The 22,220-nt window shown below is 62.2% G+C and carries 25 protein-coding genes, 1 other RNA gene and 1 pseudogene; 16 read left to right on the top strand and 11 right to left on the bottom strand.

Features of this window, described 5'->3' with window-relative positions:
• Positions 1–6 precede the first annotated feature (6 nt).
• Positions 7–1,098 carry a DUF2336 domain-containing protein gene (locus tag A3AI_RS44265; protein WP_036051056.1) on the top strand — a complete coding sequence of 364 codons (1,092 nt, stop codon included), beginning with the start codon at positions 7–9 and terminating at the stop codon, positions 1,096–1,098.
• A gap of 28 nt (positions 1,099–1,126) precedes the next feature.
• A complete protein-coding gene (locus tag A3AI_RS49625; protein ID WP_024520357.1) occupies positions 1,127–1,342 on the top strand; it encodes a hypothetical protein in 216 nt (71 codons plus the stop codon).
• 414 nt (positions 1,343–1,756) lie between these two features.
• On the opposite strand, the gene A3AI_RS44260 is transcribed toward A3AI_RS49625, so the two are convergent.
• Positions 1,757–2,071, bottom strand: coding sequence for a hypothetical protein (locus A3AI_RS44260; RefSeq protein ID WP_036051053.1), 315 nt, complete (start codon positions 2,069–2,071; stop codon positions 1,757–1,759).
• 278 nt (positions 2,072–2,349) lie between these two features.
• On the opposite strand from A3AI_RS44260, the pseudogene A3AI_RS46775 reads away from it, so the two are divergent.
• Positions 2,350–2,512, top strand: a pseudogene (locus A3AI_RS46775) (IS5/IS1182 family transposase); the annotation flags it as partial.
• A 56-nt stretch (positions 2,513–2,568) separates the two neighbouring features.
• Positions 2,569–2,973, top strand: a complete 405-nt coding sequence (locus A3AI_RS46770; protein WP_024520355.1) for a tetratricopeptide repeat protein — start codon at positions 2,569–2,571, stop codon at positions 2,971–2,973.
• Positions 2,974–3,098: 125 nt separating this feature from the next.
• Here the strand turns inward: A3AI_RS46770 and A3AI_RS44250 are convergent, their stop codons facing one another.
• The 3 genes from A3AI_RS44250 to A3AI_RS0137035 all read right to left on the bottom strand — a co-directional run bounded on the left by A3AI_RS44250 (position 3,099) and on the right by A3AI_RS0137035 (position 6,629).
• Positions 3,099–4,085, bottom strand: a complete 987-nt coding sequence (locus A3AI_RS44250; RefSeq protein WP_051382665.1) for an ABC transporter substrate-binding protein — start codon at positions 4,083–4,085, stop codon at positions 3,099–3,101.
• Positions 4,086–4,435: 350 nt separating this feature from the next.
• On the bottom strand, positions 4,436–6,307 hold the full coding sequence (gene feoB, locus A3AI_RS0137040; protein ID WP_024520353.1) for a ferrous iron transporter B: 1,872 nt from the start codon (positions 6,305–6,307) through the stop codon (positions 4,436–4,438).
• A 22-nt stretch (positions 6,308–6,329) separates the two neighbouring features.
• Positions 6,330–6,629 carry a FeoA family protein gene (locus A3AI_RS0137035; protein WP_051382663.1) on the bottom strand — a complete coding sequence of 100 codons (300 nt, stop codon included), beginning with the start codon at positions 6,627–6,629 and terminating at the stop codon, positions 6,330–6,332.
• A 223-nt stretch (positions 6,630–6,852) separates the two neighbouring features.
• On the opposite strand from A3AI_RS0137035, the gene A3AI_RS0137030 reads away from it, so the two are divergent.
• Entirely contained in the window at positions 6,853–7,446 is a 594-nt protein-coding gene (locus tag A3AI_RS0137030; protein ID WP_024520351.1) for a tetratricopeptide repeat protein, read from the top strand.
• Between the two features lie 64 nt (positions 7,447–7,510).
• Here the strand turns inward: A3AI_RS0137030 and A3AI_RS0137025 are convergent, their stop codons facing one another.
• From A3AI_RS0137025 to ssrA, 5 genes are all read right to left on the bottom strand, one after another.
• Positions 7,511–7,789: a ribbon-helix-helix domain-containing protein gene (locus A3AI_RS0137025; protein ID WP_024520350.1), complete on the bottom strand. Its 279-nt coding sequence runs from the start codon at positions 7,787–7,789 to the stop codon at positions 7,511–7,513.
• Complete coding sequence (locus tag A3AI_RS0137020; protein WP_024520349.1) at positions 7,786–7,974, bottom strand: DUF4169 family protein; 189 nt, start codon at positions 7,972–7,974, stop codon at positions 7,786–7,788. The genes A3AI_RS0137025 and A3AI_RS0137020 overlap by 4 nt, the downstream gene beginning before the upstream one ends.
• A 334-nt stretch (positions 7,975–8,308) precedes the next feature.
• On the bottom strand, positions 8,309–9,733 hold the full coding sequence (fumC, locus tag A3AI_RS0137015; protein WP_024520348.1) for a class II fumarate hydratase: 1,425 nt from the start codon (positions 9,731–9,733) through the stop codon (positions 8,309–8,311).
• 76 nt (positions 9,734–9,809) lie between these two features.
• Positions 9,810–10,328 carry an SspB family protein gene (locus tag A3AI_RS0137010; RefSeq protein ID WP_024520347.1) on the bottom strand — a complete coding sequence of 173 codons (519 nt, stop codon included), beginning with the start codon at positions 10,326–10,328 and terminating at the stop codon, positions 9,810–9,812.
• A 170-nt stretch (positions 10,329–10,498) separates the two neighbouring features.
• Positions 10,499–10,870: a transfer-messenger RNA gene (ssrA, locus tag A3AI_RS45845) on the bottom strand.
• Positions 10,871–10,999: 129 nt separating this feature from the next.
• On the opposite strand from ssrA, the gene A3AI_RS0137005 reads away from it, so the two are divergent.
• From A3AI_RS0137005 to A3AI_RS0136955, 11 genes are all read left to right on the top strand, one after another.
• The gene (locus A3AI_RS0137005) at positions 11,000–11,614 is read left to right on the top strand and encodes a chromate transporter (protein ID WP_024520346.1); all 615 of its coding nucleotides are present in this window, start codon (positions 11,000–11,002) and stop codon (positions 11,612–11,614) included.
• Positions 11,611–12,144 (top strand): chromate transporter, encoded by a 534-nt coding sequence (locus A3AI_RS0137000; protein ID WP_024520345.1) that lies wholly within the window; start codon positions 11,611–11,613, stop codon positions 12,142–12,144. Before A3AI_RS0137005 ends, A3AI_RS0137000 begins: the two co-directional genes overlap by 4 nt.
• 69 nt (positions 12,145–12,213) lie before the next feature.
• The gene (locus tag A3AI_RS0136995) at positions 12,214–12,714 is read left to right on the top strand and encodes a tripartite tricarboxylate transporter TctB family protein (RefSeq protein ID WP_024520344.1); all 501 of its coding nucleotides are present in this window, start codon (positions 12,214–12,216) and stop codon (positions 12,712–12,714) included.
• A gap of 7 nt (positions 12,715–12,721) precedes the next feature.
• Positions 12,722–14,233, top strand: a complete 1,512-nt coding sequence (locus A3AI_RS0136990; RefSeq protein ID WP_024520343.1) for a tripartite tricarboxylate transporter permease — start codon at positions 12,722–12,724, stop codon at positions 14,231–14,233.
• Positions 14,234–14,409: 176 nt separating this feature from the next.
• Positions 14,410–15,204, top strand: a complete 795-nt coding sequence (locus tag A3AI_RS0136985; protein WP_024520342.1) for a thymidylate synthase — start codon at positions 14,410–14,412, stop codon at positions 15,202–15,204.
• An 8-nt stretch (positions 15,205–15,212) separates the two neighbouring features.
• Positions 15,213–15,695 (top strand): GNAT family N-acetyltransferase, encoded by a 483-nt coding sequence (locus A3AI_RS0136980; RefSeq protein WP_024520341.1) that lies wholly within the window; start codon positions 15,213–15,215, stop codon positions 15,693–15,695.
• Positions 15,696–15,699: 4 nt separating this feature from the next.
• On the top strand, positions 15,700–16,215 hold the full coding sequence (locus A3AI_RS0136975) for a dihydrofolate reductase (RefSeq protein ID WP_024520340.1): 516 nt from the start codon (positions 15,700–15,702) through the stop codon (positions 16,213–16,215).
• 174 nt (positions 16,216–16,389) lie between these two features.
• On the top strand, positions 16,390–17,544 hold the full coding sequence (gene hflK, locus A3AI_RS0136970; protein WP_024520339.1) for an FtsH protease activity modulator HflK: 1,155 nt from the start codon (positions 16,390–16,392) through the stop codon (positions 17,542–17,544).
• Entirely contained in the window at positions 17,541–18,488 is a 948-nt protein-coding gene (hflC, locus tag A3AI_RS0136965) for a protease modulator HflC (RefSeq protein ID WP_024520338.1), read from the top strand. The genes hflK and hflC overlap by 4 nt, the downstream gene beginning before the upstream one ends.
• 96 nt (positions 18,489–18,584) lie before the next feature.
• The gene (locus tag A3AI_RS0136960; protein WP_024520337.1) at positions 18,585–18,791 is read left to right on the top strand and encodes a DUF2065 domain-containing protein; all 207 of its coding nucleotides are present in this window, start codon (positions 18,585–18,587) and stop codon (positions 18,789–18,791) included.
• Positions 18,792–19,066: 275 nt separating this feature from the next.
• The gene (locus tag A3AI_RS0136955) at positions 19,067–20,557 is read left to right on the top strand and encodes a Do family serine endopeptidase (RefSeq protein ID WP_024520336.1); all 1,491 of its coding nucleotides are present in this window, start codon (positions 19,067–19,069) and stop codon (positions 20,555–20,557) included.
• A 235-nt stretch (positions 20,558–20,792) separates the two neighbouring features.
• Here the strand turns inward: A3AI_RS0136955 and A3AI_RS0136950 are convergent, their stop codons facing one another.
• Positions 20,793–21,086: a hypothetical protein gene (locus tag A3AI_RS0136950; RefSeq protein WP_024520335.1), complete on the bottom strand. Its 294-nt coding sequence runs from the start codon at positions 21,084–21,086 to the stop codon at positions 20,793–20,795.
• A 231-nt stretch (positions 21,087–21,317) separates the two neighbouring features.
• Positions 21,318–22,220, bottom strand: a complete 903-nt coding sequence (gene serB, locus A3AI_RS0136945) for a phosphoserine phosphatase SerB (RefSeq protein WP_024520334.1) — start codon at positions 22,218–22,220, stop codon at positions 21,318–21,320.

Here is a 22,220-nt window from a genome sequence, read left to right as displayed (position 1 = left end):
AAGACAATGAGTGACGCGAAATCGTTTCTGCGCGATCTTGATCACGCGATCTCGCGGGGAACGGCTGAAAGCCGCGAGCGGGCGCTGTGGTATGCGACCAATCTCCTGATCACCGGCGGTTATAGCGAGGACGAGATCCGCACCTTCGGCGAGGTGATCGGGCGCCTGTCGGAGGAGATCGAGCTTGCCGCTCGCGCGCAGCTCGCCGAGCGCATGTCGACCTTCGATCGCGCGCCGACCAACATCATCCACAAGCTTGCCTTCGACGATGCGATCGAGGTCGCGGGCCCCGTGCTCACGCATTCCAAGCGGCTCGACAGCGACATCCTGGTCGCCAATGCCGAGACCAAGAGCCAGCCGCATTTGCTCGCGATCTCCAAGCGCAAGTCGCTGGATGCCGTCGTCACCGACGTGCTGGTGGTGCGTGGCAATCAAGAGGTCGTCAATTCGGTCGCCAGCAACCAGGGGGCGCGCTTCTCGGGCTTCGGCTTCCTGCATATGGTCAAGCGCGCCGAGGGCGATTCGATTCTCGCCGAGCAGCTCGGCCTGCGCACTGATATTCCCAGGCATTTGTTCCAGCAGCTCATCGCCAAGGCGTCGGAAGACGTGAAGAAGCGGCTGGCGCGCGAGCGCCCCGAGATGGTCGCCCAGATCCAGAGCTCGGTGAGCGAAGTGGCGGGCGCGCTGCAATCGAAGCTCGGCCCGGCCTCGCGCGGCCATTTCGTCGCCAAGCGCGTGGTGGCGACTCAGCACCGGCTCGGCAATCTGAACGAAAGTTCGATCGTCGGCTACGCCCGCGCGCATCGCTTCGACGAAGTCACGATCGGGCTGTCGCTGCTGAGCGCCATGCCGGGCGACATCATCGAGCGCGTGCTGCTGGATCGCAACCGCGAGATGCTTTTGATGCTGGCCAAGGCACTGAATTTCGCCTGGGACACCACGATGTCACTACTGTTCCTTGGCGCCAAGGACCATCGCATCTCCGCGCGCGACCTGAGCGACCTCAAGGGGGAATATGAGGGGCTCAACGCCGAGACCTCGCGAAGCATCCTCAAATTCTACGAATCGCGCATTTCAGGCCTGCCGATTTCGGCCTGAGCCCATCCATGACAATCAGGAGCTGGCCATGGACGTGAGCGATCTGTGCAGCCGCCTCGCCGAGCGAGACGGCGGAAGGCCGGAGCCGGCGTCCGCGGACGCGGCCTGGCTCGTGCTCGAAGCGGCAAGCGACCTCGGCGACGAGCCGGCTGTTGCGGCCTGCCGTCGCGTCATCGACGCCGGCCTCAACGGCAGGACCGCCGATCACGCTGATCTGCTGTTCGTGCAGAACTATTTCCGGTAGCGCATTTTCGGTTCTGATTGAATCAGAACCGAAACTGCAGATTCTTGTTTTGACGCGTTCTTCACGCGAACCATCGGCCGTCTCGCTATCGAGGTGCACGTTGAGACAGATTTGTCCCTCTAACATAGCGGATATCTTTTCCTTCGCGTCGATTGGTGCGGGCAGGCCATATAACTTTTGATGGTCGAAGCTACTCAATCGTGCGCGTCCGTCTTGGACTAGCCGCCAATAGAAGGACTTCAATACTGTCCCATCTGAAAATTTCATAACAATGGCTGCCGATCCCTCCTCGTCAGGGACGTTGTCGGCCGCAACGGTGACCGCGACATTTTTCAGTCTGGCTAAATTCTGCTCAAAACCCTTCATCACAAGCCCCTTTTGTCACTCTGAGCACACACCTCCGACCTCAGCCAGCTAACCGCAGGTCGCCCCATCTTTTCTCCATAAAACTTGATCACCCCAGTATTCGATGCTGCGGGCGCCTGCGTCGGCTTCGACCTCGAACCAGTAACAATCGCCCCAAACCGCCTGTGATCCTGTCGTTATGCCACCGAGAATAACGTCGCCGCCTTCATTCAGGCCGACAAAATCGACGTGCCAAGTCATAGCGGCGTCCCCAATTGTCGTCTTTATCGAGCCAAGCCCATTGGTCGGCGTAAACTCAACCGCGTAGTTGCCTTCTGGACCGACGAATTTGGCTATAAATGGTTGTAGCGATATAGGTGTCATGGTGGTTGCATAAGCTGAACATATCTACTTTTTACAGCTCCAAATGCTCAATTTTGAACGAAGCGGCAGGAGAACCGCTCAGGGTCAAGCTCGACAAAACTCAAGCTGAGCATAATGCGTCCGCTTTCGGGCGCATCGCGACCAAACCGCCGTTGGCCCAAAGTTGGTTGAAGCCGGTGGCCACGCCGTGTTCAAGCTCCTGAACAAAGGGGCCGAACCATGCGCTATGAACTTTCCGAGGAGGAATGGATTGCCATCGAGCCGATGCTGCCCAATAGCTTGCTTTGAAGAAGGGCGCATGGGCCAACATCCCGCCCAGGAGCAATCGCCGCGATCCGATCTGTTTTAGCCCATATCTCTACGCGCCCGCAACCGGTCGAGCGGTTCTTCAATAGGATCAAACTCAATAGGATCAAACAATGTCGTCGGGTCGCGACGCGCTAGGACAGTCCTGCCGCCAGCTACCTGGCATTCGTCGAACTCGCATCGATCAGGCTATGGCCGCGCATGAATATTTGATGGGCCGCGCCGCGGAGACCGAAGGTCATATACTCGAGGCTTTGCGTCTCTCCCCTCGCGATATCGTTGCCCACGTGTGGATGCACTATGTAGGTGCCGCCAAGATGCTGCTCGGTGCGGATGCCGAGGCCGCCGGTTGGCTGCGACGAAGCATTGAGGCCAACCGCAACTTCTCTCTGGCTCATTTTTGGCTCGCAAGTGCGTTGGGTCTGCTCGGAGCACTCGATGAAGCGAGAACCGCCGCAAAGGCCGGACTTGCCCTAGATCCAGATTTCACCATCCGCCGCGTGCGCTCCACTCGAAGGGGCAACCATCCGAAGGTTCTTGCGGGGCGCGCGCGGCTGTGTGAGGGCCTGCGGATGGCCGGGGTGCCGGAGGGATGATGTCCGCGATGGGTCACACCCGGAAGAACTCAGGTTGAGCATATCAAGTCCACTTCACTCCCGCAGAGCGGACATGTAGCAGACGTACCGGGTCGGCCGCTTGGGGCCAGCACGCGATATGTCCCTTATTCGATCACCTCGTCGGCGCTGGTGAGCAACACAGACGGCACCGTAAGGCCAAGTCCTTTGGCAGTCTTGAGGTTGATCGTAAGCCGATAGGTCGTGGGCTGTTGAAATGGCAAATCGGCCGGTTTCTCGCCGCGCAGAATGCGGTTCACGTAACCGGCAGATTGTCGATACATTTGGAGTGAATCGGGTCCGTAGATGACCAACCCTCCGGATTCCGAGAACTCACGATTCCAGTAAATTGCCGGCACTCCGTACCGAGCCGTCGATGTTACAATTTCAGTACGGTATCTGCTTGTCGTCAGGTCGGGCGGCAACAGGACGCCGCCATCCCGTTGTTCCACTATGCTTGCGATCGCATGTTCGATTTCAGCAGCATCATGCACGGTCAGATTAACCGGCTGAATCCCGAGCTGCCCAGCGCTCAACTCAAACCAACGCCGATACGCCGTCGCCGCAACGGAATTATCCGGATTATACATCATGCCAACACGGGAGATGCCCGGCGCAATCTGCTTCAGAATCTCCAGCATCTTTCCGAACATCGAGGCTTCCGTGAGCGAAAATCCGGTGACGTTGTGCCCTGGTCGCGCCAAACTTTCCGCCGCCCCCACCGCGATCGGATCACTAACCCCCCCGACAACGATTGGGATCGAATTCGTCAATTTCATAAACACCTTGGTGACACGATCCCCGACGATGAAAATGACGTCCGGTTTCTGCTCGACGAGGCTTGCGGCATCGGCCCTCACCATATCCATGTTGTCCGTAGACCAACGCTCATCGAATTGGACATTGCCGCTCTCGGACCAACCCAGCTTTAGCAGTTCCTGCCGGAATACCTGGACGTTGCCTGAATAGTGGTCGCTCTTCGGAAAAGGCATGAGTATCCCAATCCGACGCATGCGCTCTTTCTGTTGCGCTTTCGCTATTGTCGGGCAGGCCATCAGCCCGCCGAGCCCAAACATGAACTCGCGCCGCTTCACTAGGCTCTCTCCCGCCAACACTGCACCAACAGCATAACATGTCGGAGGTCGTCTGTGTTACGGCCTTCGACTTCCGCTTCGGGTCAAGCTCGACCAAACTCAAGCTGAGCATAATGCGTCCGCTTTCGGGCGCATCGCGACCAAACCGCCGTTGGCCCAAAGTTCGTTGAAGCCGGTGGCCACGCCGTGTTCAAGCTCCTGAACAAAGGGGCCGAATCATGCGCTATGAACTTTCCGACGAGGAATGGATTGCCATCGAGCCGATGCTGCCCAATAGCTTGCTTTGAAGAAGGGCGCATGGGCCAACATCCCGCCCAAGAGCAATCGCCGCGATCCGATCCTAATCTAATTCAACCGGCCCCGAGCGCCATGGCCACGTTGTAAGTGGCAAGGCTCGCGGCATAGGCGAGCGCCAGCATGTAGGCGAACGTCAGCGCCATCCATTTCCAGCTTCCGGTCTCGCGCTTGATCACGGCAAGCGTCGAGGCGCATTGCGGCGCGAAGATGTACCAGGCGAGCAGTGACAACGCGGTCGCCAAGCTCCATTTGGTCGCGAGCACCTGGCCGATCTGCTCGGCGGCTTCCTTGCCGCCTTCGATCGCATAGACCGTGCCGAGGGCTGCGACCGCGACTTCCCGCGCAGCCATGCCCGGGATCAGCGCCACCGCGATCTGCCAGTTGAAGCCGACTGGCGCGAGCAGCGGCGCTACCGCCTTGCCGATGATGGCGGCGAGGCTGTAATTGATGGCGGGATCCGCCGCGCCTGCGGGCGGCTGCGGGAACGAGGCCAGGAACCAGATCAGCACCATCATGGCGAAGATCGTGGTGCCGGCGCGCTGCAGGAACATTTTGGCGCGCGTGTAAATGCCGATCGCGATGCTGTTCAGGCGCGGCAGCTTGTAATCCGGCAGCTCCAGCATGAACGGTGCCGGCTGATAGTCACGCAGCATGAAGAATTTGATCACGAAGGACACGCCAAGCGCGCTGAGGATGCCGGCGGCATAGAGGCCGAACATCACGAGGCCCCGCAGGTTGAAGAGGCCGCCGACCTCCTTTTCCGGAATGAAGGCCGAGATGATCAGCGTGTAGACCGGAATGCGCGCCGAGCAGGTCATCAAGGGCGCGATCAGGATGGTGGTCAGACGGTCGCGGCGGTTGTCGATCACCCGTGTCGCCATGATGCCGGGGATGGCACAGGCAAAGCTCGAGAGCAGTGGAATGAAGGCGCGCCCGTGCAGGCCGGCGCCGCCCATGATGCGGTCCATCAGAAACGCCGCGCGCGCCATGTAGCCGAAATCTTCCAGCAGCAGGATGACCAGGAAGATGATGATGATCTGCGGCAGGAACACGATCACGCTGCCGACGCCCGAGATCACGCCGTTCTGCAGGAAGCTCTGCAACAGGCCGGCCGGCAAGGTGTCGTGAACGAACTGGCCGAGCGAATCGAAGGCCGAGGACAGCGCTTCCATCAAGGGCTGCGCCCAGGCGAACACTGCCTGGAACATCACGAACAGGATGGCGAGCAGCACCACGAGCCCAGCCACCGGGTGCAGCACGACCGCATCGATCTTCGCGCTCCATGTATCCGGACGGGCAGGGAGGCTGACGCATGCGGCAATGATGCGATCGGCCTCGCGCTGGGTGGCGCGCAGCTCGGAGGCCGACAGCGGCCGCCACTGGTTTTGCTTTGTCTGGGGCTGTGCCTGGGCCGCGATCTCGTCGGTCAGGCGCAACAGCTCCGCGGTGCCGCCCTTGCGCACGGCAATCGAGGTCACGACCGGTACACCGAGCGAGGCCGACAGTTTGGGAACATCGACGGTCACGCCGCGCCGCTTGGCAATGTCGAACATGTTGAGCACCAGCCCCAGCGGGCGCCCGGTCGCTTTCAGCTCGAGCAGGAGGCGGATGGTCAGCCGCAGATTGGTGGAATCGGCAACGCACAGCACGAAATCGGGCGTAACCTCGCCCTTGGCCCTGCCGAGCACGAAGTCGCGGGTGATTTCCTCGTCGGGGCTGCGGCCGCGCAGCGAGTAGGTGCCGGGCAGGTCCACCACCGAGACCTGGCGTCCGTTCGGCGTGACGAAGAAGCCTTCCTTGCGCTCGACCGTGACGCCCGGATAGTTCGCGACCTTCTGCTTGCTGCCGGTGAGCGCGTTGAACAGCGAGGTCTTGCCGCTGTTCGGCGTGCCCACCAGGGCCATATGCATCAGGGGCGCTTCCATGGCGTTTTTCGGTTCGACCGCGTCAGCCGACGATGATGGCCATCGCCTCGCGCCGGCGGATTGCGATGGTTACATTGTCGACCCGTACGGCGATGGGATCGCGCCCAAGGATGCCCTCATGCAGGATTTCGACCCGGGCACCTTCGACAAAGCCAAGTTCGATCAGCCGGCTCTCCAGCTCGTCATGGGGAAGCGCCGAGGCGGCCTCGCCCGCTGCCAGGCGATGGATCGTGCCGACATAGCCGCGAGGGGCCAGTCCCAAGGGCAGTTCTGAGGGCAGTCCCGAGGGCAATTGCTGGGCGATGTCATGGAGTTCGGTCATGAGCTGTATTTTCAATCGGCAGCGGCAAGGTCAAGCAGAAGCATGCGAATGCTTTGCATCATTAGAGCGATTTTAAAAGCGCCATCCTTGTGCAAGACGGTCGATTTCTGCGGGGGAAGGTATGCTCCTGCATCGCGTTCTCGTGATCGCCGTTTTACCCGGAATGCCGCGGCCAAAGTGGGGTTAACACCTGCGGCTGGCAGCCAACAAATAGGAGGGATTTATGGCGGTCAAATTGTTGACCCTGACGGCATTCGGCCTCGCGCTGGTCGCGACCGCGCCGACGCTGCCGGTCTTCGCTGCCGGCGGTGGTGGCGATCCGGGAAGTTCTGACCAGATGAGACCGGGGGCGTCGAGCGCGCCGCCGGGCTACCGGCAGCCACCGGCCGTAAGATCGAGCCATCGGACCAAGAAGAGCAACAAGCAGTCTTTCCTCGACGATCCCGGCTTCAAGCAGGGATACCACGTGGCCTATCAGACGATCTACGACCGGCACGATTATGCAGCCGCGATCGACCAGCTCCACGCGCTTGGCCATGACGACTATGCCAACATTGCCAACCTGATCGGCTATTCCTACCGCAAGCTCGGCGACTACAAGCTCTCCCAGGTCTGGTATGAGCGTGCGCTGAAATCCGATCCGAACCATGTCCTGACTTGGAACTATTACGGCCTTTGGCAGATCGAGCAGGGCAACCGCGACCAGGCCGAATATCACTTGAGCCGGATAGCTGCGATCTGCGGCACCGATTGTGCCGAATATCGCTCGCTCGCAGCCGCGCTCGAGCAGCCGCCCGGGACAGGGTTGGTGTACTAGAGCGAACTCGCGACCGCTCTGCCTCGTCCCACCAAGAGTGGGGCGAGCCGGACGTGAGCGTGCTTCAAGTGCTGGGCGACGCGGATATGGTCGCGTGCGACTTGGCATCGCCGCCGGAGGCGGCCGCGGCGCGGCTCTTGAAGTGATCGAGCACGAACAGGCGGATCGCCGAGGACAGGTTGCCCTGCTGGCGCTTGCCGTCGATCTCGCCGACCAGCTCGGAAAGCGTCATGTTGCGCTCTCCGGAGATCTCCTTCATGCCGTTCCAGAACGCCTCTTCGAGGCTGACGCTGGTCTTGTGGCCTGCGACAACGATCGAGCGTTTGACGACGGGTGACTTCATGATGCGTCTCCCTCATCAAGCCGATGTTGATCCAGTACCTCGGCGGCGCGGGCACTGCGCTTCTTGCTGAGCTCGCGCTCGGACCTGGTTCGGCCGTACTGCACGCGATTGGCCTCGGCCGCTCGGCTGGCCTCTTCGCGTTCGACACGCTTCCTGAACCGCTTGAGATTAACTATTTCCCCCATACTCGCTTCCCCGTCATAAGAAAAAATCGGAGAGAGGCGACAATCTCGGGAAGGTGCGGGTTGTTCGCAAAGCCGTTCTTTGGATCGATGGCACGGCGATGGCCAACTCGTTCATTTTCAAATCGTCCCGTAAATCGCTACCTAGCACCAACAAAAAATAGGTTCTGCGCTGCAAAGGGTTTCGCGGCCTTCAGCGCGACTGAACGAAAAACGAAAGCTCATGATCTCATCGATCGGCTCCGTCGTCAGCCGTTATGGTCTATAATCATATCGCCCAGCGGTAAATCGAAACGGCCTCCGTAGTTTTCCGGGGGGCAGAAATTATTCTTAACCGTCAGCCTGGCCGAGTCATCCTATCAGGTTGGACCAGACGATCGAATTCGGTCTCGGACACGAAGCCCAATCGCAGGGCCTCCTCCTTGAGCGTGGTGCCCCGCGCATGCGCCGTCTTTGCGACCTTGGCCGCATTGTCGTAGCCGATCTTGGGCGCCAGCGCCGTCACCAGCATCAGTGAACGTTCCATCAGCTCCCGGATCCGCTTCTCATCGGCGCGGATGCCGGCCACGCAATGCTCGGTGAAGGAGCGCGCCGCGTCCGCCAGCAATTGTATGGAGTGCATCATGCAATAGGCAAGCACCGGCTTGTATACATTAAGCTCGAAATGACCTTGACTGCCGGCCATCGTGATGGCGGTCTGATTTCCGAAGACCTGGCAGCACACCATTGTCATGGCCTCGCACTGGGTCGGATTGACCTTGCCCGGCATGATCGAGGAGCCGGGCTCGTTCTCAGGCAGAAGCAGCTCGCCCAAGCCGGAGCGCGGTCCAGACCCGAGCAGGCGGATGTCGTTGGCGATCTTGAAAAGCCCGGTCGCCACTGAGTTGATCGCGCCATGCGCGAAGACATAAGCGTCGTTGGAGGCCAACGCCTCGAATTTGTTAATAGCGCTAGTAAACGGCAGCTTTGCGATTTGTGCAACCTGCTTTGCAAAGAGTTTTGCGAAGCGGGGCTTCGAATTCAGCCCGGTGCCGACCGCGGTGCCGCCCTGTGCGAGCGGATAAAGCTCCTTTAACGCAAGGTGCAGCCGTGTGATGCCGCTCTGGACCTGCGCGGCATAGCCGGAGAACTCCTGGCCCAGGGTGAGGGGCGTCGCATCCTGGGTGTGGGTGCGGCCGATCTTGACGATCCCGGCGAAGGCCTTCTCCTTCTCGCGCAGCGCGCCGAGCAATTGCTCGAGCGCCGGCACCAGATCGTCGACGATGCCTCTTGCGGCCGCGATGTGCATCGCGGTCGGGAAGGAATCGTTCGACGACTGGCTCATGTTGACGTGATCGTTCGGATGCACCGGCTTCTTGGCGCCGAGCTCGCCGCCGAGCAGCTCGTTGGCGCGGTTTGCGATCACCTCGTTGAGGTTCATGTTGGTCTGTGTGCCGGAGCCGGTCTGCCACACCACCAGCGGAAAATGCTCGTCGAGCTTGCCTTCGATCACTTCGCGCGCGGCCCGAGCAATTGCCCTCGCGCGACGCTGGTCGATGAGGCCGAGCTCGCGGTTGGTCTCGGCCGCGGCCAGCTTGACCATGCCGAGCGCATGCACGATTTCAATCGGCATGCGGTCCTTGCCGATGCGGAAGTTCTGCCTGGACCGTTCGGTCTGCGCGCCCCAATAGCGGTCGGCGGGAACCTCGATTGGGCCGAAGCTGTCAGTCTCGACGCGAGTGGTGCCGCTTGATCCTTCGCTGGATCTGATCGATTGGTCCATCGCGCATGCCTGTTCGTTGCGTGAACTCGCGTGGCCGCCGGAAGCAGCCTACAGCATCTTGAGCTCGCGCGTGCTGCTATTTCTTGCGGAAGCGGTCCAGCCTTACGACTTCGGCACCATCACTCGGCGGCTTCGCTGGCTCTTCGGTCTGTTCCTCCGGTGCGGCCTCCGTGGGCGTCGCGACGGCGGATGGTGCAGGCGCTGCTGGCAGGTTCTTGGCCGACGGCGACTCGGCAGAGTCCGACGGCTCGAATTGCAGGCCGAACTGAACCGACGGATCGAAGAAGCTCTTGATCGCGCTGAAGGGAACCACCAGACGCTCCGGGATGCCGCCGAACGACAGCCCGACCTCGAAGCGATCCTCATGCACCACGAGGTCCCAGAACTGGTGCTGAAGGATAACGGTCATCTCGTCGGGATATTGCGCGAGCAGCCGCGGAGAGAGTTTTACGCCCTCGGCGGTGGAGATGAAGGTGATGAAGAAATGATGCTCGCCGGGGAGCCCATGCGCGGCAGCGTCGCTCAGCACTTTCCGCAATACGCCGCGGAGCGCATCGCGCGCCAGCACATCGTATCTAATATGATCCGTCGCCATTATCGGTTCCTGATATGATCTGTCCCTGTCGCTCGGTCGCGGGCCGGCAAGACCGGCTCGCCACTGCAAACGACTCGCCCCGCTGTTCTCCATCGTACCTCGGCGGGGCCGCGAGGTCAGCAGGCGTTACCGACCGGTACGACAGCAGGTTGACGCCTTCAAAAAAGAGAAGTGGAGGCTTCTGTTGCCAGGTGCCTCCGAACCCCGCCTAGCGGAGCTTAACCCGCTAGGACTTTAAAGTGGTCTTTCGAACTGCGTTACGCAGCCCGAGCAACCGGAGCAAAGTTGTCGTTGGCAACTATTGCAATAGCCCGATAACGGCGGAACAATACCGGGAAAAAGCACGCCCTTTACGCCCTCGTCGATCCTATTTCGCCCCCGCCGAAGCCCAGCTGCCCAAATAGTGGGCTGAAAGGTGGACTTGGGTGGAGGCGCCGGGTACTGCCCCCGGGTCCGATAGGTTTATTGCGACGACCGTTTATTTCCATAGCCGGCGAACCGGCACCCCCAATATAAGCGCTACGCTGGCGAAAAACAGTGCCGTAATGCCACGCCTTGGCGGGGAAAGAGGAGGCCGGAGCAGGGCAAAGGTGATCCAGCCTCAGGAAAAGTTGGCTTGGCCTCAGGAAAACTGCCTTGGCCTCAAGCTAGGCCGCGTTTACTTTTTCTATATGTCCCTGGATTCACCGCCGGCCGCCTCATCTGGGGTGGATATCCGCCAAATCGTCGACCAAACTCCGCCGCCCGGCCTGATTGCGCTGTTTTTTGCATTCGCGAAGATGTCGCTGGCAGGTTTTGGCGGGGTTTTGCCGTTCGCCCGCCGGGCCATTGTCGAACAGCATCGCTGGATGACGGCGGACGAATTCAACGAGACCTTTGCGCTGTGCCATTTCCTCCCCGGCCCGAATATCGTGAACCTCTCCTTCGTGTTCGGCTCGCGCTTTCGCGGGCTTGCGGGCGGGCTTGCGGCTTTCCTGGGGCTGGTCGGCCCGCCGATGGTGCTGGTGATGGGGCTTGCCGCCCTCTACGCCCATTTCGGGGATATTCCGGTACTGCGCCGGATCCTCGCCGGCATCTCCTGCGCCGCAGTCGGGTTGCTGGTTGCCACCGTCTTCCGCATGATGATGCCGCTGCTCAAAAGACGTGAATTGCCGCCATTGCTGCTGATGGTTGCAGTTTTCGCGGGAATCGGCCTCGCCCGCTGGCCGCTGCAATTCGTGCTTCTGGTGGCCGTTCCGATCAGCCTTGGCGTCACCATCCTCATGCAAAAGCGGGCCTTGTCGTGAACTCCGACGGAAATCCGATTTTCGGACTGGTTTCCACCTTCGGCCTGATGTCGCTGTTTGCCGTAGGCGGCGCCAATGCCGCGATTCCCGAGATGCATCGCATTGCGGTCGATGTGCATCACTGGCTGACCGACAAGCAGTTCGCCGACGTGTTCGCGATCTCCCAGCTTTCGCCGGGGCCGAATGTGCTGATCGTGACCCTGATCGGCTACGAGGTCGCAGGCTTTGCCGGCGCATTTGCGGCCACGATCGCCATGTGCCTGCCGACTGCCGTCCTCGCCTATATCGTGAGCGGGTTGCTGAAGGGATCTTCGGGCGCGCGCTGGCCGTCGCTGCTCCGCACCGCGCTGGTGCCGCTCTCGATCGGCCTGATGGGCGCCAGTGCGCTCGTTGTCAGCCAGGCTGCCGACAGGACATGGCCCGCCATCGTGCTCACGCTGGCTGCTGCGGCGCTTGCATTTGCGACCAAAGTCAACCCCCTGTGGATATTGCTTGCCGGAGGCTGCTTAGGTTTAGCTGGCGTCGTCTGACGAAAGCCGTTAGGCAGACTGCATCCGAAACAGAACAGGCAAAAAGCCTGAATTCGGGGGGAGATATCGATGACTGACACGCCGAGCGAGCGGCCACGGCAATCCATCAAGCCGAAATGGGTCCGTGGCCCGCAGGATTTCATCGGCGGCATTGTGCTGGTCGCGGTTGCGCTGTTTGCGCTGTGGGCTTCCGATGATCTGCAGGGCATGCATGGGTTTACGTTCGGTCCCGGCACCGCGCCACGCATGTTCGCGGTGCTGCTGCTGATACTGGGCGCGGGGGTTGCGATCACCGGCGTCGTCAGCGAAGGACCGAAGCTTGCGCGTTATTCCTGGCGCGGCCCACTCTTTGTGATGCTCGCCATCGTCTTCTTTGCCGTCGCCATCCGCCCGCTGGGCCTTGTGGTGTCAGGGCTTGCGAGCTTTCTGATCTCCGCGCTCGGCACGCCCGAGACGCGCTGGGTCGAGACCCTCATCGTCGGCATCTGCCTGACCATCGGCTGCGCGCTGCTGTTCCCTTACGTGCTGGGACTGCCAATGCCGCTGTTCCCCCGCTTCCTGGTGCAGTGAGGGCGCAATGGCCGATCTGTTTCACAATCTGTTTCTGGGCTTCGGCGTCGCCGTCAGCCCCGTCAACCTGATGCTCTGCCTGATCGGTGCGCTGGTCGGAACGCTGGTCGGTGTGTTGCCGGGCATCGGCACCATCGCAACGGTGGCCATGCTGCTGCCGATCACCTTCGGCCTGCCGCCGGTCGGCGCGCTGATCATGCTCGCGGGCATCTATTACGGCGCCCAATATGGCGGCTCGACCACCTCGATCCTGGTCAACATCCCGGGCGAGGCGACCTCGGTCGTCACCACGCTCGATGGCTTCCAGATGGCAAAGCAGGGACGCGCAGGTCCGGCGCTTGCAATCGCCGCGATCGGCTCCTTCATCGCCGGCTGTGCCGCGACCGTGCTGATCGCCGTGCTCGGTGCGCCGCTGACGAAGCTCGCGCTCGCCTTTGGCCCCGCGGAATATTTCTCCCTGATGGTGCTCGGCCTGATCTTCGCGGTGGTACTCGCCAAGGGCAGCGTGCTGAAGGCGATCGCGATGATCGTGTTAGGCCTGCTCTTGTCGATGGTCGGCTCCGACATCGAGACCGGCGCCTCGCGCATGGCCTTCAACATCCCCGAGCTCGCCGACGGGCTCGGCTTTGCCACGGTCGCGATGGGCGTGTTCGGCTTTGCCGAGATCATCCGCAATCTCGACACCGGCGCGGAGATGGATCGCGAGCTGGTGCAGCAGAAGATCACCGGCCTGATGCCGACCAAGAAGGACATGATGGAGTCGTTGCCCGCGATCTTCCGCGGCACCGTGCTCGGCTCGATCCTTGGCATCCTGCCGGGTGGCGGCGCAGTCATCGCCTCCTTTGCCGCCTATACGTTCGAGAAGAAGATCTCGCGCGAGCCGCAGAAATTCGGCCGCGGCGCCATCGCAGGCGTGGCGGCGCCGGAGAGCGCCAACAATGCGGCGGCCCAGACCTCGTTCATTCCGCTGCTCACCCTCGGCATCCCGCCGAATGCGGTGATGGCGCTGATGGTCGGCGCCATGACCATTCACGGCATCGTGCCGGGACCGCAGGTGATGCAGAAGCAGCCCGATCTCGTCTGGGGCATGATCGCCTCGATGTGGATCGGCAATCTCATGCTGATCATCATCAACCTGCCGCTGGTCGGCATCTGGGTGCGACTCTTGCGCGTGCCGTACCGGCTGATGTTCCCCTCGATCGTGGTTTTCTGCGCCATCGGCATCTATTCCATCAACAACGCACCTGTCGACGTCGTCCTCGCCGGCGCCTTCGGCCTGGTCGGCTATTGGCTGATCAAGCACGAGTTCGAGCCGGCGCCGCTCCTGCTCGGCATGGTGCTGGGGCCCCTGATGGAAGAGAACCTGCGCCGGGCGCTCCTGATTTCGCGCGGCGACTGGAGCGTGTTCGTCACCCGTCCGCTGTCGGCCGTGCTGATGGCCGCGGCCGCCGGGCTGCTCGTGCTCGCCGTGCTGCCGACGCTCCGCCGCAAGCGCGACGAGGTGTTCGTCGAGGGGTAGGGCGGCCAGTCAAGATACGGGCTGATTTGAAGGGCGGAACGCGAGTTCCGCCCTTGCTGTTTGCCGCCGGAGCATCATTTTTCCGGGTATAATTGCCCGAAACGGCCGAATCACGGCTCGCAGAGGCGGCTTACCGCCGATAAATTCGCCGTCTTTCGTAAAGGCACGCCGACGCCATGAACCAGTATCACGACCTGCTCGAGCGCATCCTGTCTGACGGCGTGGAGAAGCACGACCGCACCGGGACCGGCACGCTGTCGATCTTCGGCCATCAGATGCGCTTCAACCTGTCGGCCGGCTTTCCGATGTCCACGACGAAACGCCTGCCGCTGAAGGCGATCGTGCATGAGCTGCTCTGGTTCCTCAAAGGCGACACCAACATCAAATATCTGCAGGAGCACGGCGTCACCATCTGGGACGAATGGGCCGACGAGAACGGGGATCTCGGCCCGGTCTATGGCTCGCAGTGGCGCTCCTGGCCGGCGCCGGACGGCCGCCAGATCGACCAGATCGCCAATGTCGTCGAGATGATCAAGAAAAACCCGGACTCGCGGCGGCTGATTGTCTCGGCCTGGAATCCGGCCGAAGTCGACAAAATGGCGCTGCCGCCATGCCACTGCCTGTTCCAGTTCTATGTCGCCAATGGCAAGCTCTCCTGCCAGCTCTATCAGCGCTCCGGCGACGTGTTTCTGGGCGTGCCCTTCAATATCGCGTCCTACGCGCTGCTCACCATGATGGTTGCGCAGGTCACGGGGCTCAAGCCCGGCGACTTCGTCCACTCGCTGGGCGATGCGCATCTCTATTCCAATCACCTGGAGCAGGCGCGCCTGCAATTGACCCGGCCGACGCGAACCTTGCCGACCATGACGATCAATCCCGATGTGAAGGACGTCTTCGGCTTCCGCTACGAGGACTTCAAGCTCGAAGGCTACGATCCGCATCCGCATATCAAGGCCGAAGTCGCGGTGTGAGCGGGCGGATGTCTCTCACGATCTATCGTGCGCGTCCCGACCAGGTGTCGCTGGTGTTCTCGCTGATCCGCGAGCTCGCCGAATATGAGAAGCTCTCGCACGAGGTCGAGGCGACGGAGGCGATGATCGCCGACGCGCTGTTCTCGGAAAATCCACGGCTGTTCTGCGAGATCGCGGAGTGGAACGGCGAGGTGGCGGGCTTCGCTGTGTGGTTTCTCAATTGCTCTACCTTCGCCGGCCGTTTCGGCATCTATCTCGAGGATCTGTTCGTGCGCCCGCAGTTTCGCGGCAACGGCATTGGCAAGGCGCTGCTCGCGCATCTCGCGAGGACATGTGTCGGGAACGGCTGGGCCCGCCTGCAATGGGCGGTGCTCGACTGGAACGAGCCTTCGATTGCCTTCTACAAATCGCTCGGCGCCGTCCTGATGGAGGAATGGACGCTGTGCCGCGTCACCGGACCCGCGCTTGATGCGCTTGCAGCGAAAGCCTGAGATCATGGAGATCGTGCTCATCGCTGCGGTCGCAGACAACGGCGTGATCGGCGCCGACAACACGATCCCGTGGCGCTTGAAAAGCGACTTGCAGCGATTGAAGGCGATGACGATCGGCCGGCCGATTGTGATGGGGCGCAAGACGTTCGAGTCGTTTCCGCGGCGGCCGCTGCCTCGGCGCACCAACATCGTGCTGACGCGTGATGCGACCTATCGTGCCAGCGGTGCGGTGGTGACGACCTCGTTCGAGGACGCGCGCCTGGTCGCGCAGGGCGATGCGTTGCGGCGAGGCGCGCGCGAGATCGCGATCATCGGCGGTGCGGAAATCTATGCCCAGTTCCTGGCCGGTGCCGACCGCCTCGAGATCACGGAGGTGCACGTCAGCCCCGCGGGCGATACAAGCTTTCCGCCGATCGACGCGGCCCTGTGGCAGGAGGTCGGCCGCGAACGCCACCCGGCAGGGCCGGACGACAGCGCCGCGTTCTCTTTTGTGACCTATCGGCGCAGGACGGCGTGTTAACCGCATTCGCCAATGTTTGCATTGACAAATAGCCCCTTAGGCATAGCTGCTTGCGACAGGCAGCCACGGGGGCCCCAAAGCGGCCTACGTTGTAAGGGAGAGGGGCGTCCCTTATAAGCCTGCCGGTATGGCGAGATCGGACCGTGTTTCCGGTCCCGCGGAGGAGAGCAACCAATGCCGTGGAAGAATCAGAGCGGTGGCCCCTGGGGCTCGGGTCCCAAGGGACCGTGGGGCTCGGGCCCGCAACCCGTCGGACCCCGCCCGCCCGATCTGGAAGACCTGTTGCGCCGCGGCCAGGACCGACTGCAGCAGCTTCTGCCGGGCGGTTTCTTCAGCGGCATCGGCATCGGCCTGATTATCCTCGGCATCGTCGCCGTCTGGCTGCTTTCCGGCATCTTCCGCGTGCAGTCAGAAGAGCTCGGCATTGTCCTGCGCTTCGGCAAATACGTCCGCGATGCGCAGCCGGGCTTGAATTATCATCTGCCTTATCCGATCGAGACCGTGCTGCTGCCGAAGGCGCTGCGCGTCAACACGACCTCCATCGGCATGACGCTGATCGAAGATCCCTCCCGGCGCGGCCGCGCCATACGTGACGTGCCCGAGGAAAGCCTGATGCTGACCGGCGACGAGAACATCGTCGATGTCGATTTTACGGTGCTCTGGCGCATCAAGCCGAAGGGCGCCGCGGACTATCTCTTCAACATCCAGAATTCCGACGGCACCGTGAAGGCGGTCGCCGAAAGCGCGATGCGCGAGGTGATCGGCCGTTCCAACATCCAGCCGATCCTCACCGGCGCGCGCAACACGATCGAGCAGGCGGTGCAGCAATTGATGCAACGAACGCTCGACAGTTACGGCTCGGGTATCCAGATCACGCAGGTGCAGATGCAGAAGGTCGATCCGCCGGCGCAGGTGATCGACTCCTTCCGCGACGTTCAGGCCGCACGTGCCGACCTCGAGCGATTGCAGAACGAAGCGCAGACCTATGCCAACCGCGTCGTGCCCGACGCCAGGGGCAGCGCCGCGCAGATCACCCAGGCCGCCGAAGGCGACAAGCAGCAGGCGATCGCGGAGGCCAAGGGTCAGAGTGCGCGCTTCCTGAAAGTCTACGACGAATACGTCAAGGCCAAGGAGGTGACGCGCGAGCGCATCTATCTCGAGACCATGGAACGCATTTTCGGCAACTCGGAGAAGTTCGTCCTTGACGGCAAGGGTGCCGGCACGCAGGGCGTCGTGCCCTATCTGCCGCTCGGCGAGCTCGCGCCGCGCCGCCCGCAACCGCCGGCGACCACCGGCTCGCTGCCGCAACAGAGTGGAGCAACTCGATGAAGTCCCCGGTCACAGGCATCATCGTGCTGCTGCTGGTTCTGATCGCCATCATCGTCGGCTATTCGTCGCTCTTCACCGTGCAGCAGACCGAGCAGGCGCTGGTGGTACGGTTCGGCCGCCCGGTCGATATCGCCACCGAGCCGGGGCTGCATTTCAAGGTGCCGTTCACCGACACCGTGATCCCGATCGACAGGCGCATCCTCGATCTTGAGAATCCCTCGCAGGAGGTCATCGCCTCCGACCAGAAGAGGCTGGTGGTCGACGCCTTCGCCCGCTACCGCATCAAGGACGCGCTGAAATTCTATCAGAGTGTCGGCTCGATCCAGGCCGCCAACATCCAGCTCACCACGCTTCTGAACGCCGCCCTGCGGCGCGTGCTCGGCGAGGTCACCTTCATCCAGGTGGTGCGCGACGAGCGCGAGGCCCTGATGGGCCGGATCCGTGACCAGCTCGACCGCGAGGCCGACGGCTACGGCATCCAGGTCGTGGACGTGCGCATCCGCCGCGCCGACCTGCCGGAGCAGAACAGCCAGGCTGTCTATGAGCGCATGAAGACCGAGCGCGCCCGCGAGGCGGCCGAGTTCCGTGCACAAGGCGCGCAGAAAGCGCAGGAGATCCGCGCCAATGCCGACCGCGAGGCGCAGATCATCCGGGCGGAGGCGAGGTCCCAGGCCGAGAAGACCCGCGGCGAGGGCGATGCCGAGCGCAACCGGCTGTTTGCGGAAGCCTACGGCAAGGATCCTGACTTCTTCGCCTTCTACCGCTCCATGACGGCCTATGAGATCGGGCTGAAGGGCACCGACACCCGCTTCCTGCTGACACCGGATTCCGACTTCTTCCGCTTCTTCGGCGGCCCGTCGGGCAAAGCGGCAAGCACGACGCCACAGGGTACCACCGGGGAGGCGTCGGCACCCCAGGCGGCGCCCGCATCGCCAAGGCCGTAAATGGCGGCGACCAGTTGTTGATAGCGGCGGCACAAAGCCTTGGCTTGGGCCGCCGCTACTTTAAGAAAGTAAGATGAAACGGGAGGTTCCAGTCCGATGAGGTCCATTGCGTTCGCCGACTTCCTCATCGGTGTAGGCGTCCTGTTCGTGATTGAAGGGCTGATGTTCGCAGCCAGCCCGACCTGGATGCGCAAGGCCATGAAAAGCGCCATCGCAACCCCCGATAACCTGCTGCGCGCGGTCGGCATCGGATCGGCGGTGATCGGCTTGATCGTGATCTGGGCCGTGCGGCGGCCGATCTAGCTTGCAAGTCACTTCCGGCGCGATGCGCTGGGGTGCCGGACCCGGAATCTTAAGTTTTCGGGTCTGGGGCTTGCGCGCCATCCCGGACCGACGGGCTTGGAGCGGATCGGAAAAAGAACGCGATCGTGAGGGGCTGGCGTCGGCATTTTGCCGTATTACCTAGCCCTTATTCAGCGGCTAAATCCGCAAGACACTGAACTGCTTGCGCCGCGACCCGGTTCGGGCGCAGTGTGGACCAAATGAATTTGGTCGTTTTGATCCTGGAGAAAATCTATATGACCGCTGCGATATCCGCCTTGAGCCATCGCCTGCGCCCGCTCGTGGCTGCAGTCTGCCTGGGCGCTGCGGCCGTGCTGACCTCACAGCCGGCCTTCGCGCGGGGACCCGAGGGTATCGCCGACGTCGCCGAGAAGGTGATCGATGCGGTGGTCAACATCTCGACCTCGCAGACCATCGAAGCCAAGAACGACGGCCGCGGCGCCGTGCCGCAACTGCCGCCCGGCTCGCCGTTCGAGGAGTTCTTCGACGACTTCTTCAAGAACCGCAAGGGCGGCAAGGGCGGCGGCGACCTGCAGCCGCACAAGACCAGCTCGCTCGGCTCCGGCTTCATCGTCGATGAATCCGGCATCGTCGTCACCAACAACCACGTCATTGCCGATGCCGACGAGATCAATGTGATCATGAACGATGGCACCAAGATCAAGGCGGACATTGTCGGCATCGACAAGAAGACCGACCTCGCGGTCTTGAAGTTCAAGCCGCCCCGGCCGCTGACCACCGTTAAGTTCGGCGATTCCGACAAGCTGAGGTTGGGTGATTGGGTGATCGCGATCGGCAACCCGTTCAGCCTCGGCGGAACCGTGACCGCGGGCATCGTCTCGGCCAAGAACCGCGACATCTCCTCGGGTCCCTATGACAGCTACATCCAGACCGACGCCGCCATCAACCGCGGCAATTCGGGCGGCCCGCTGTTCAACCTCGACGGCGAAGTCATCGGCGTCAACACGCTGATCATCTCGCCCTCCGGCGGGTCGATCGGTATCGGCTTTGCCGTGCCGTCCAAGACGGTTGCGGGTGTGGTGGATCAGCTGCGCCAGTTCGGCGAACTGCGCCGCGGCTGGCTCGGCGTCCGGATTCAGGGCGTCACCGACGAGATCGCCGAAAGCCTCAACATCAAGCCGGCGCGGGGCGCGCTCATCGCTGGCGTCGATGACAAGGGGCCGGCGAAGCCTGCCGGCATCGAGCCCGGCGACGTCGTGATCAAGTTCGACGGGCACGACATCAAGGAGCCGAAGGACCTGTCGCGCGTGGTTGCGGACACCGCGGTCGGCAAGGAGGTCGACGTCGTCATCATCCGCAAGGGCGCGGAGGAAACCCATCACGTCACGCTCGGCAAGCTCGAGGACACCGACAAGGTGCAGGCGGCGCTGAGGCCGAAGGATGATGCGACGCCCGACAAGCCGGTGACGCAGAAGGCGCTCGGGCTCGATCTTGCCACGCTCTCCAAGGACCTGCGCGGCAAGTACAAGATCAAGGACGGCGTCAAGGGCGTGCTGATTACCGGCGTCGACGGAGCGTCCGATGCGGCCGACAAGCGCCTGTCCGCCGGCGATGTCATCGTCGAGGTGGCGCAGGAAGCGGTCTCGAGCGCCGCCGACATCAAGAAGCGCATCGATCAGCTGAAGAAGGACGGCAAGAAGTCGGTGCTGCTGCTGGTCGCGAACGGCGACGGCGAGTTGCGGTTCGTTGCGCTGAACATGCAGTGACGAAGTGAGATCATCATCGCCGGGCTCGACCCGGCGATCCATCCTCACCAAGGCGCCCTGTAATGATGCGGCCCGGGTCAAGCCCGGGCCGTTTCATTTGGTGCGCTCCCTAAAGCGCGATGAGATTTGGTTGGATCGTCATCGCGCTTTAGGTTTTTGATCGCGCATGATCTTTTCGGAAAACCGCTACACATTTTTCCGGATCATGCTTTAGTGAGGAATCGCCTGCAGATCGTTATTTATGCGCCGCGCCGATCGTGGTCTCGTTCGAGGCCCTGACGGTGCCATGGCGCGGGGTCAGTACGGCAAGCTGATGCGGCGAAGCAGGCATGTCGTCGCGCGTGAGTGTCGGCGTTGCCGCCTGCTCCCGGACACCCGCCGAGCCCAATACGGAAACCTGGACCGGTGTGGCCGGGAAGGACGACACTTCGAATGCGGGAAGCTCTGCTGCTCCAGCAGCTGCGCCTTCCAGAAGGGCGAAGGCGGCAACGGTGGTGATGAGAAGATGCTTAACGGAGGGACGTGACATGGAGAGATCCTTTGGGTGGCGATGCTGCGACCGCATCACTCGCGGCCGCTTTTCGGCCCCTTGGACTCTTCCTCACCTGACTAGGTTCGATGCCATAGCATGACTGTTTGACGAGTCATTGTCGACCATGTGGCGCGATTGGTCTGCTTGCACAAGAAGCAGATTATTTCGTTTGTCGGTCGATACACGAACAATGCTTCCTCGAAACGAGCGTGAAACATTTGTTGCGCGCTACGAAACAAATTCCTCGCGCCGATACCCCTGCGCGTAGAGCAGTGCTGTGAGGTCGCCGTAATCGATCCGCGCGGCGGCAGCCGCCGAGACCGCAGGCTTGGCGTGATAGGCGACGCCGAGCCCCGCCTGCTGGATCATGCCGAGATCGTTGGCGCCGTCACCGACGACGAGCGTATCGATCTCGTCGAGCTCGAAGGACTCGGTCAGCTCGATGAGCGTCGCAAGCTTGGTTTCGCGGCCCAGGATCGGCTCTCTGACTTCGCCGGTGAACTTGCCGTCGTGCACGACGAGCTCGTTGGCCCGGTTCTCCTGGAAGCCGATCTTCGCAGCGATCGCATTGGTGAACAACGTGAAGCCGCCGGAGATCAGGCAGGTATAGGCGCCATGCGCGCGCATGGTCATGACGACCTCGCGCCCGCCCGGCGTCAAGGTGATGCGCTTTGCCAGGACCTCGTCGACGACGCTCACGGGGAGACCTTTCAGGAGCGCGACGCGCTCGCGCAGCGCCGACGCGAACTCGACCTCGCCGCGCATGGCGCGCTCAGTGATGGCAGCGACGTGCGCCTTCAGTCCGGCAAAATCGGCCAGCTCGTCGATGCATTCCTGGCCGATCATGGTGGAATCCATGTCCGCCAGGAAAAGCCTCTTGCGCCGGGCGATGATAGGCTGCACGACAATGTCGATCGGGAGATCCCCGCGCGCCTCCCGCAGGCGCGCCTCGATGGCGTGCACCTGGTTGTGGTCTTCGAGCGGCTTCTCGAAGGGAATGTCGATCGCGACCTCGTCGAACAGCCATTGCGGCTTGCCCGGCGAAGGCAGCACGGCAAGCGCGCCGTCGACCACGGTGGAATCGAGCGCGGGGTTGGCAGGGTTGCAGATCAGGGTGGCGACGAGAGACAT

Origin of the sequence: Bradyrhizobium sp. Tv2a-2 (assembly GCF_000472425.1) — a bacterium.
Taxonomy (GTDB): domain Bacteria; phylum Pseudomonadota; class Alphaproteobacteria; order Rhizobiales; family Xanthobacteraceae; genus Bradyrhizobium.
Note: the sequence above shows the minus strand (reverse complement) of the source record. Positions and strands in the feature narration are given on the sequence as shown.

Bases quoted from the DNA above. Each gene is read 5' to 3' on its own strand.
- A3AI_RS44265 (WP_036051056.1), top strand. From the start codon at position 7: ATGAGTGACGCGAAATCGTTTCTGCGCGATCTTGATCACGCGATCTCG.
- A3AI_RS49625 (WP_024520357.1), top strand. From the start codon at position 1,127: ATGGACGTGAGCGATCTGTGCAGCCGCCTCGCCGAGCGAGACGGCGGA.
- A3AI_RS44260 (WP_036051053.1), bottom strand. From the start codon at position 2,071: ATGACACCTATATCGCTACAACCATTTATAGCCAAATTCGTCGGTCCA.
- A3AI_RS46770 (WP_024520355.1), top strand. From the start codon at position 2,569: ATGGCCGCGCATGAATATTTGATGGGCCGCGCCGCGGAGACCGAAGGT.
- feoB (WP_024520353.1), bottom strand. From the start codon at position 6,307: ATGGAAGCGCCCCTGATGCATATGGCCCTGGTGGGCACGCCGAACAGC.
- A3AI_RS0137035 (WP_051382663.1), bottom strand. From the start codon at position 6,629: ATGACCGAACTCCATGACATCGCCCAGCAATTGCCCTCGGGACTGCCC.
- A3AI_RS0137030 (WP_024520351.1), top strand. From the start codon at position 6,853: ATGGCGGTCAAATTGTTGACCCTGACGGCATTCGGCCTCGCGCTGGTC.
- A3AI_RS0137025 (WP_024520350.1), bottom strand. From the start codon at position 7,789: ATGAAGTCACCCGTCGTCAAACGCTCGATCGTTGTCGCAGGCCACAAG.
- A3AI_RS0137020 (WP_024520349.1), bottom strand. From the start codon at position 7,974: ATGGGGGAAATAGTTAATCTCAAGCGGTTCAGGAAGCGTGTCGAACGC.
- fumC (WP_024520348.1), bottom strand. From the start codon at position 9,733: ATGGACCAATCGATCAGATCCAGCGAAGGATCAAGCGGCACCACTCGC.
- A3AI_RS0137010 (WP_024520347.1), bottom strand. From the start codon at position 10,328: ATGGCGACGGATCATATTAGATACGATGTGCTGGCGCGCGATGCGCTC.
- A3AI_RS0137005 (WP_024520346.1), top strand. From the start codon at position 11,000: ATGTCCCTGGATTCACCGCCGGCCGCCTCATCTGGGGTGGATATCCGC.
- A3AI_RS0136995 (WP_024520344.1), top strand. From the start codon at position 12,214: ATGACTGACACGCCGAGCGAGCGGCCACGGCAATCCATCAAGCCGAAA.
- A3AI_RS0136990 (WP_024520343.1), top strand. From the start codon at position 12,722: ATGGCCGATCTGTTTCACAATCTGTTTCTGGGCTTCGGCGTCGCCGTC.
- A3AI_RS0136985 (WP_024520342.1), top strand. From the start codon at position 14,410: ATGAACCAGTATCACGACCTGCTCGAGCGCATCCTGTCTGACGGCGTG.
- A3AI_RS0136980 (WP_024520341.1), top strand. From the start codon at position 15,213: ATGTCTCTCACGATCTATCGTGCGCGTCCCGACCAGGTGTCGCTGGTG.
- A3AI_RS0136975 (WP_024520340.1), top strand. From the start codon at position 15,700: ATGGAGATCGTGCTCATCGCTGCGGTCGCAGACAACGGCGTGATCGGC.
- hflK (WP_024520339.1), top strand. From the start codon at position 16,390: ATGCCGTGGAAGAATCAGAGCGGTGGCCCCTGGGGCTCGGGTCCCAAG.
- hflC (WP_024520338.1), top strand. From the start codon at position 17,541: ATGAAGTCCCCGGTCACAGGCATCATCGTGCTGCTGCTGGTTCTGATC.
- A3AI_RS0136960 (WP_024520337.1), top strand. From the start codon at position 18,585: ATGAGGTCCATTGCGTTCGCCGACTTCCTCATCGGTGTAGGCGTCCTG.
- A3AI_RS0136955 (WP_024520336.1), top strand. From the start codon at position 19,067: ATGACCGCTGCGATATCCGCCTTGAGCCATCGCCTGCGCCCGCTCGTG.
- A3AI_RS0136950 (WP_024520335.1), bottom strand. From the start codon at position 21,086: ATGTCACGTCCCTCCGTTAAGCATCTTCTCATCACCACCGTTGCCGCC.
- serB (WP_024520334.1), bottom strand. From the start codon at position 22,220: ATGTCTCTCGTCGCCACCCTGATCTGCAACCCTGCCAACCCCGCGCTC.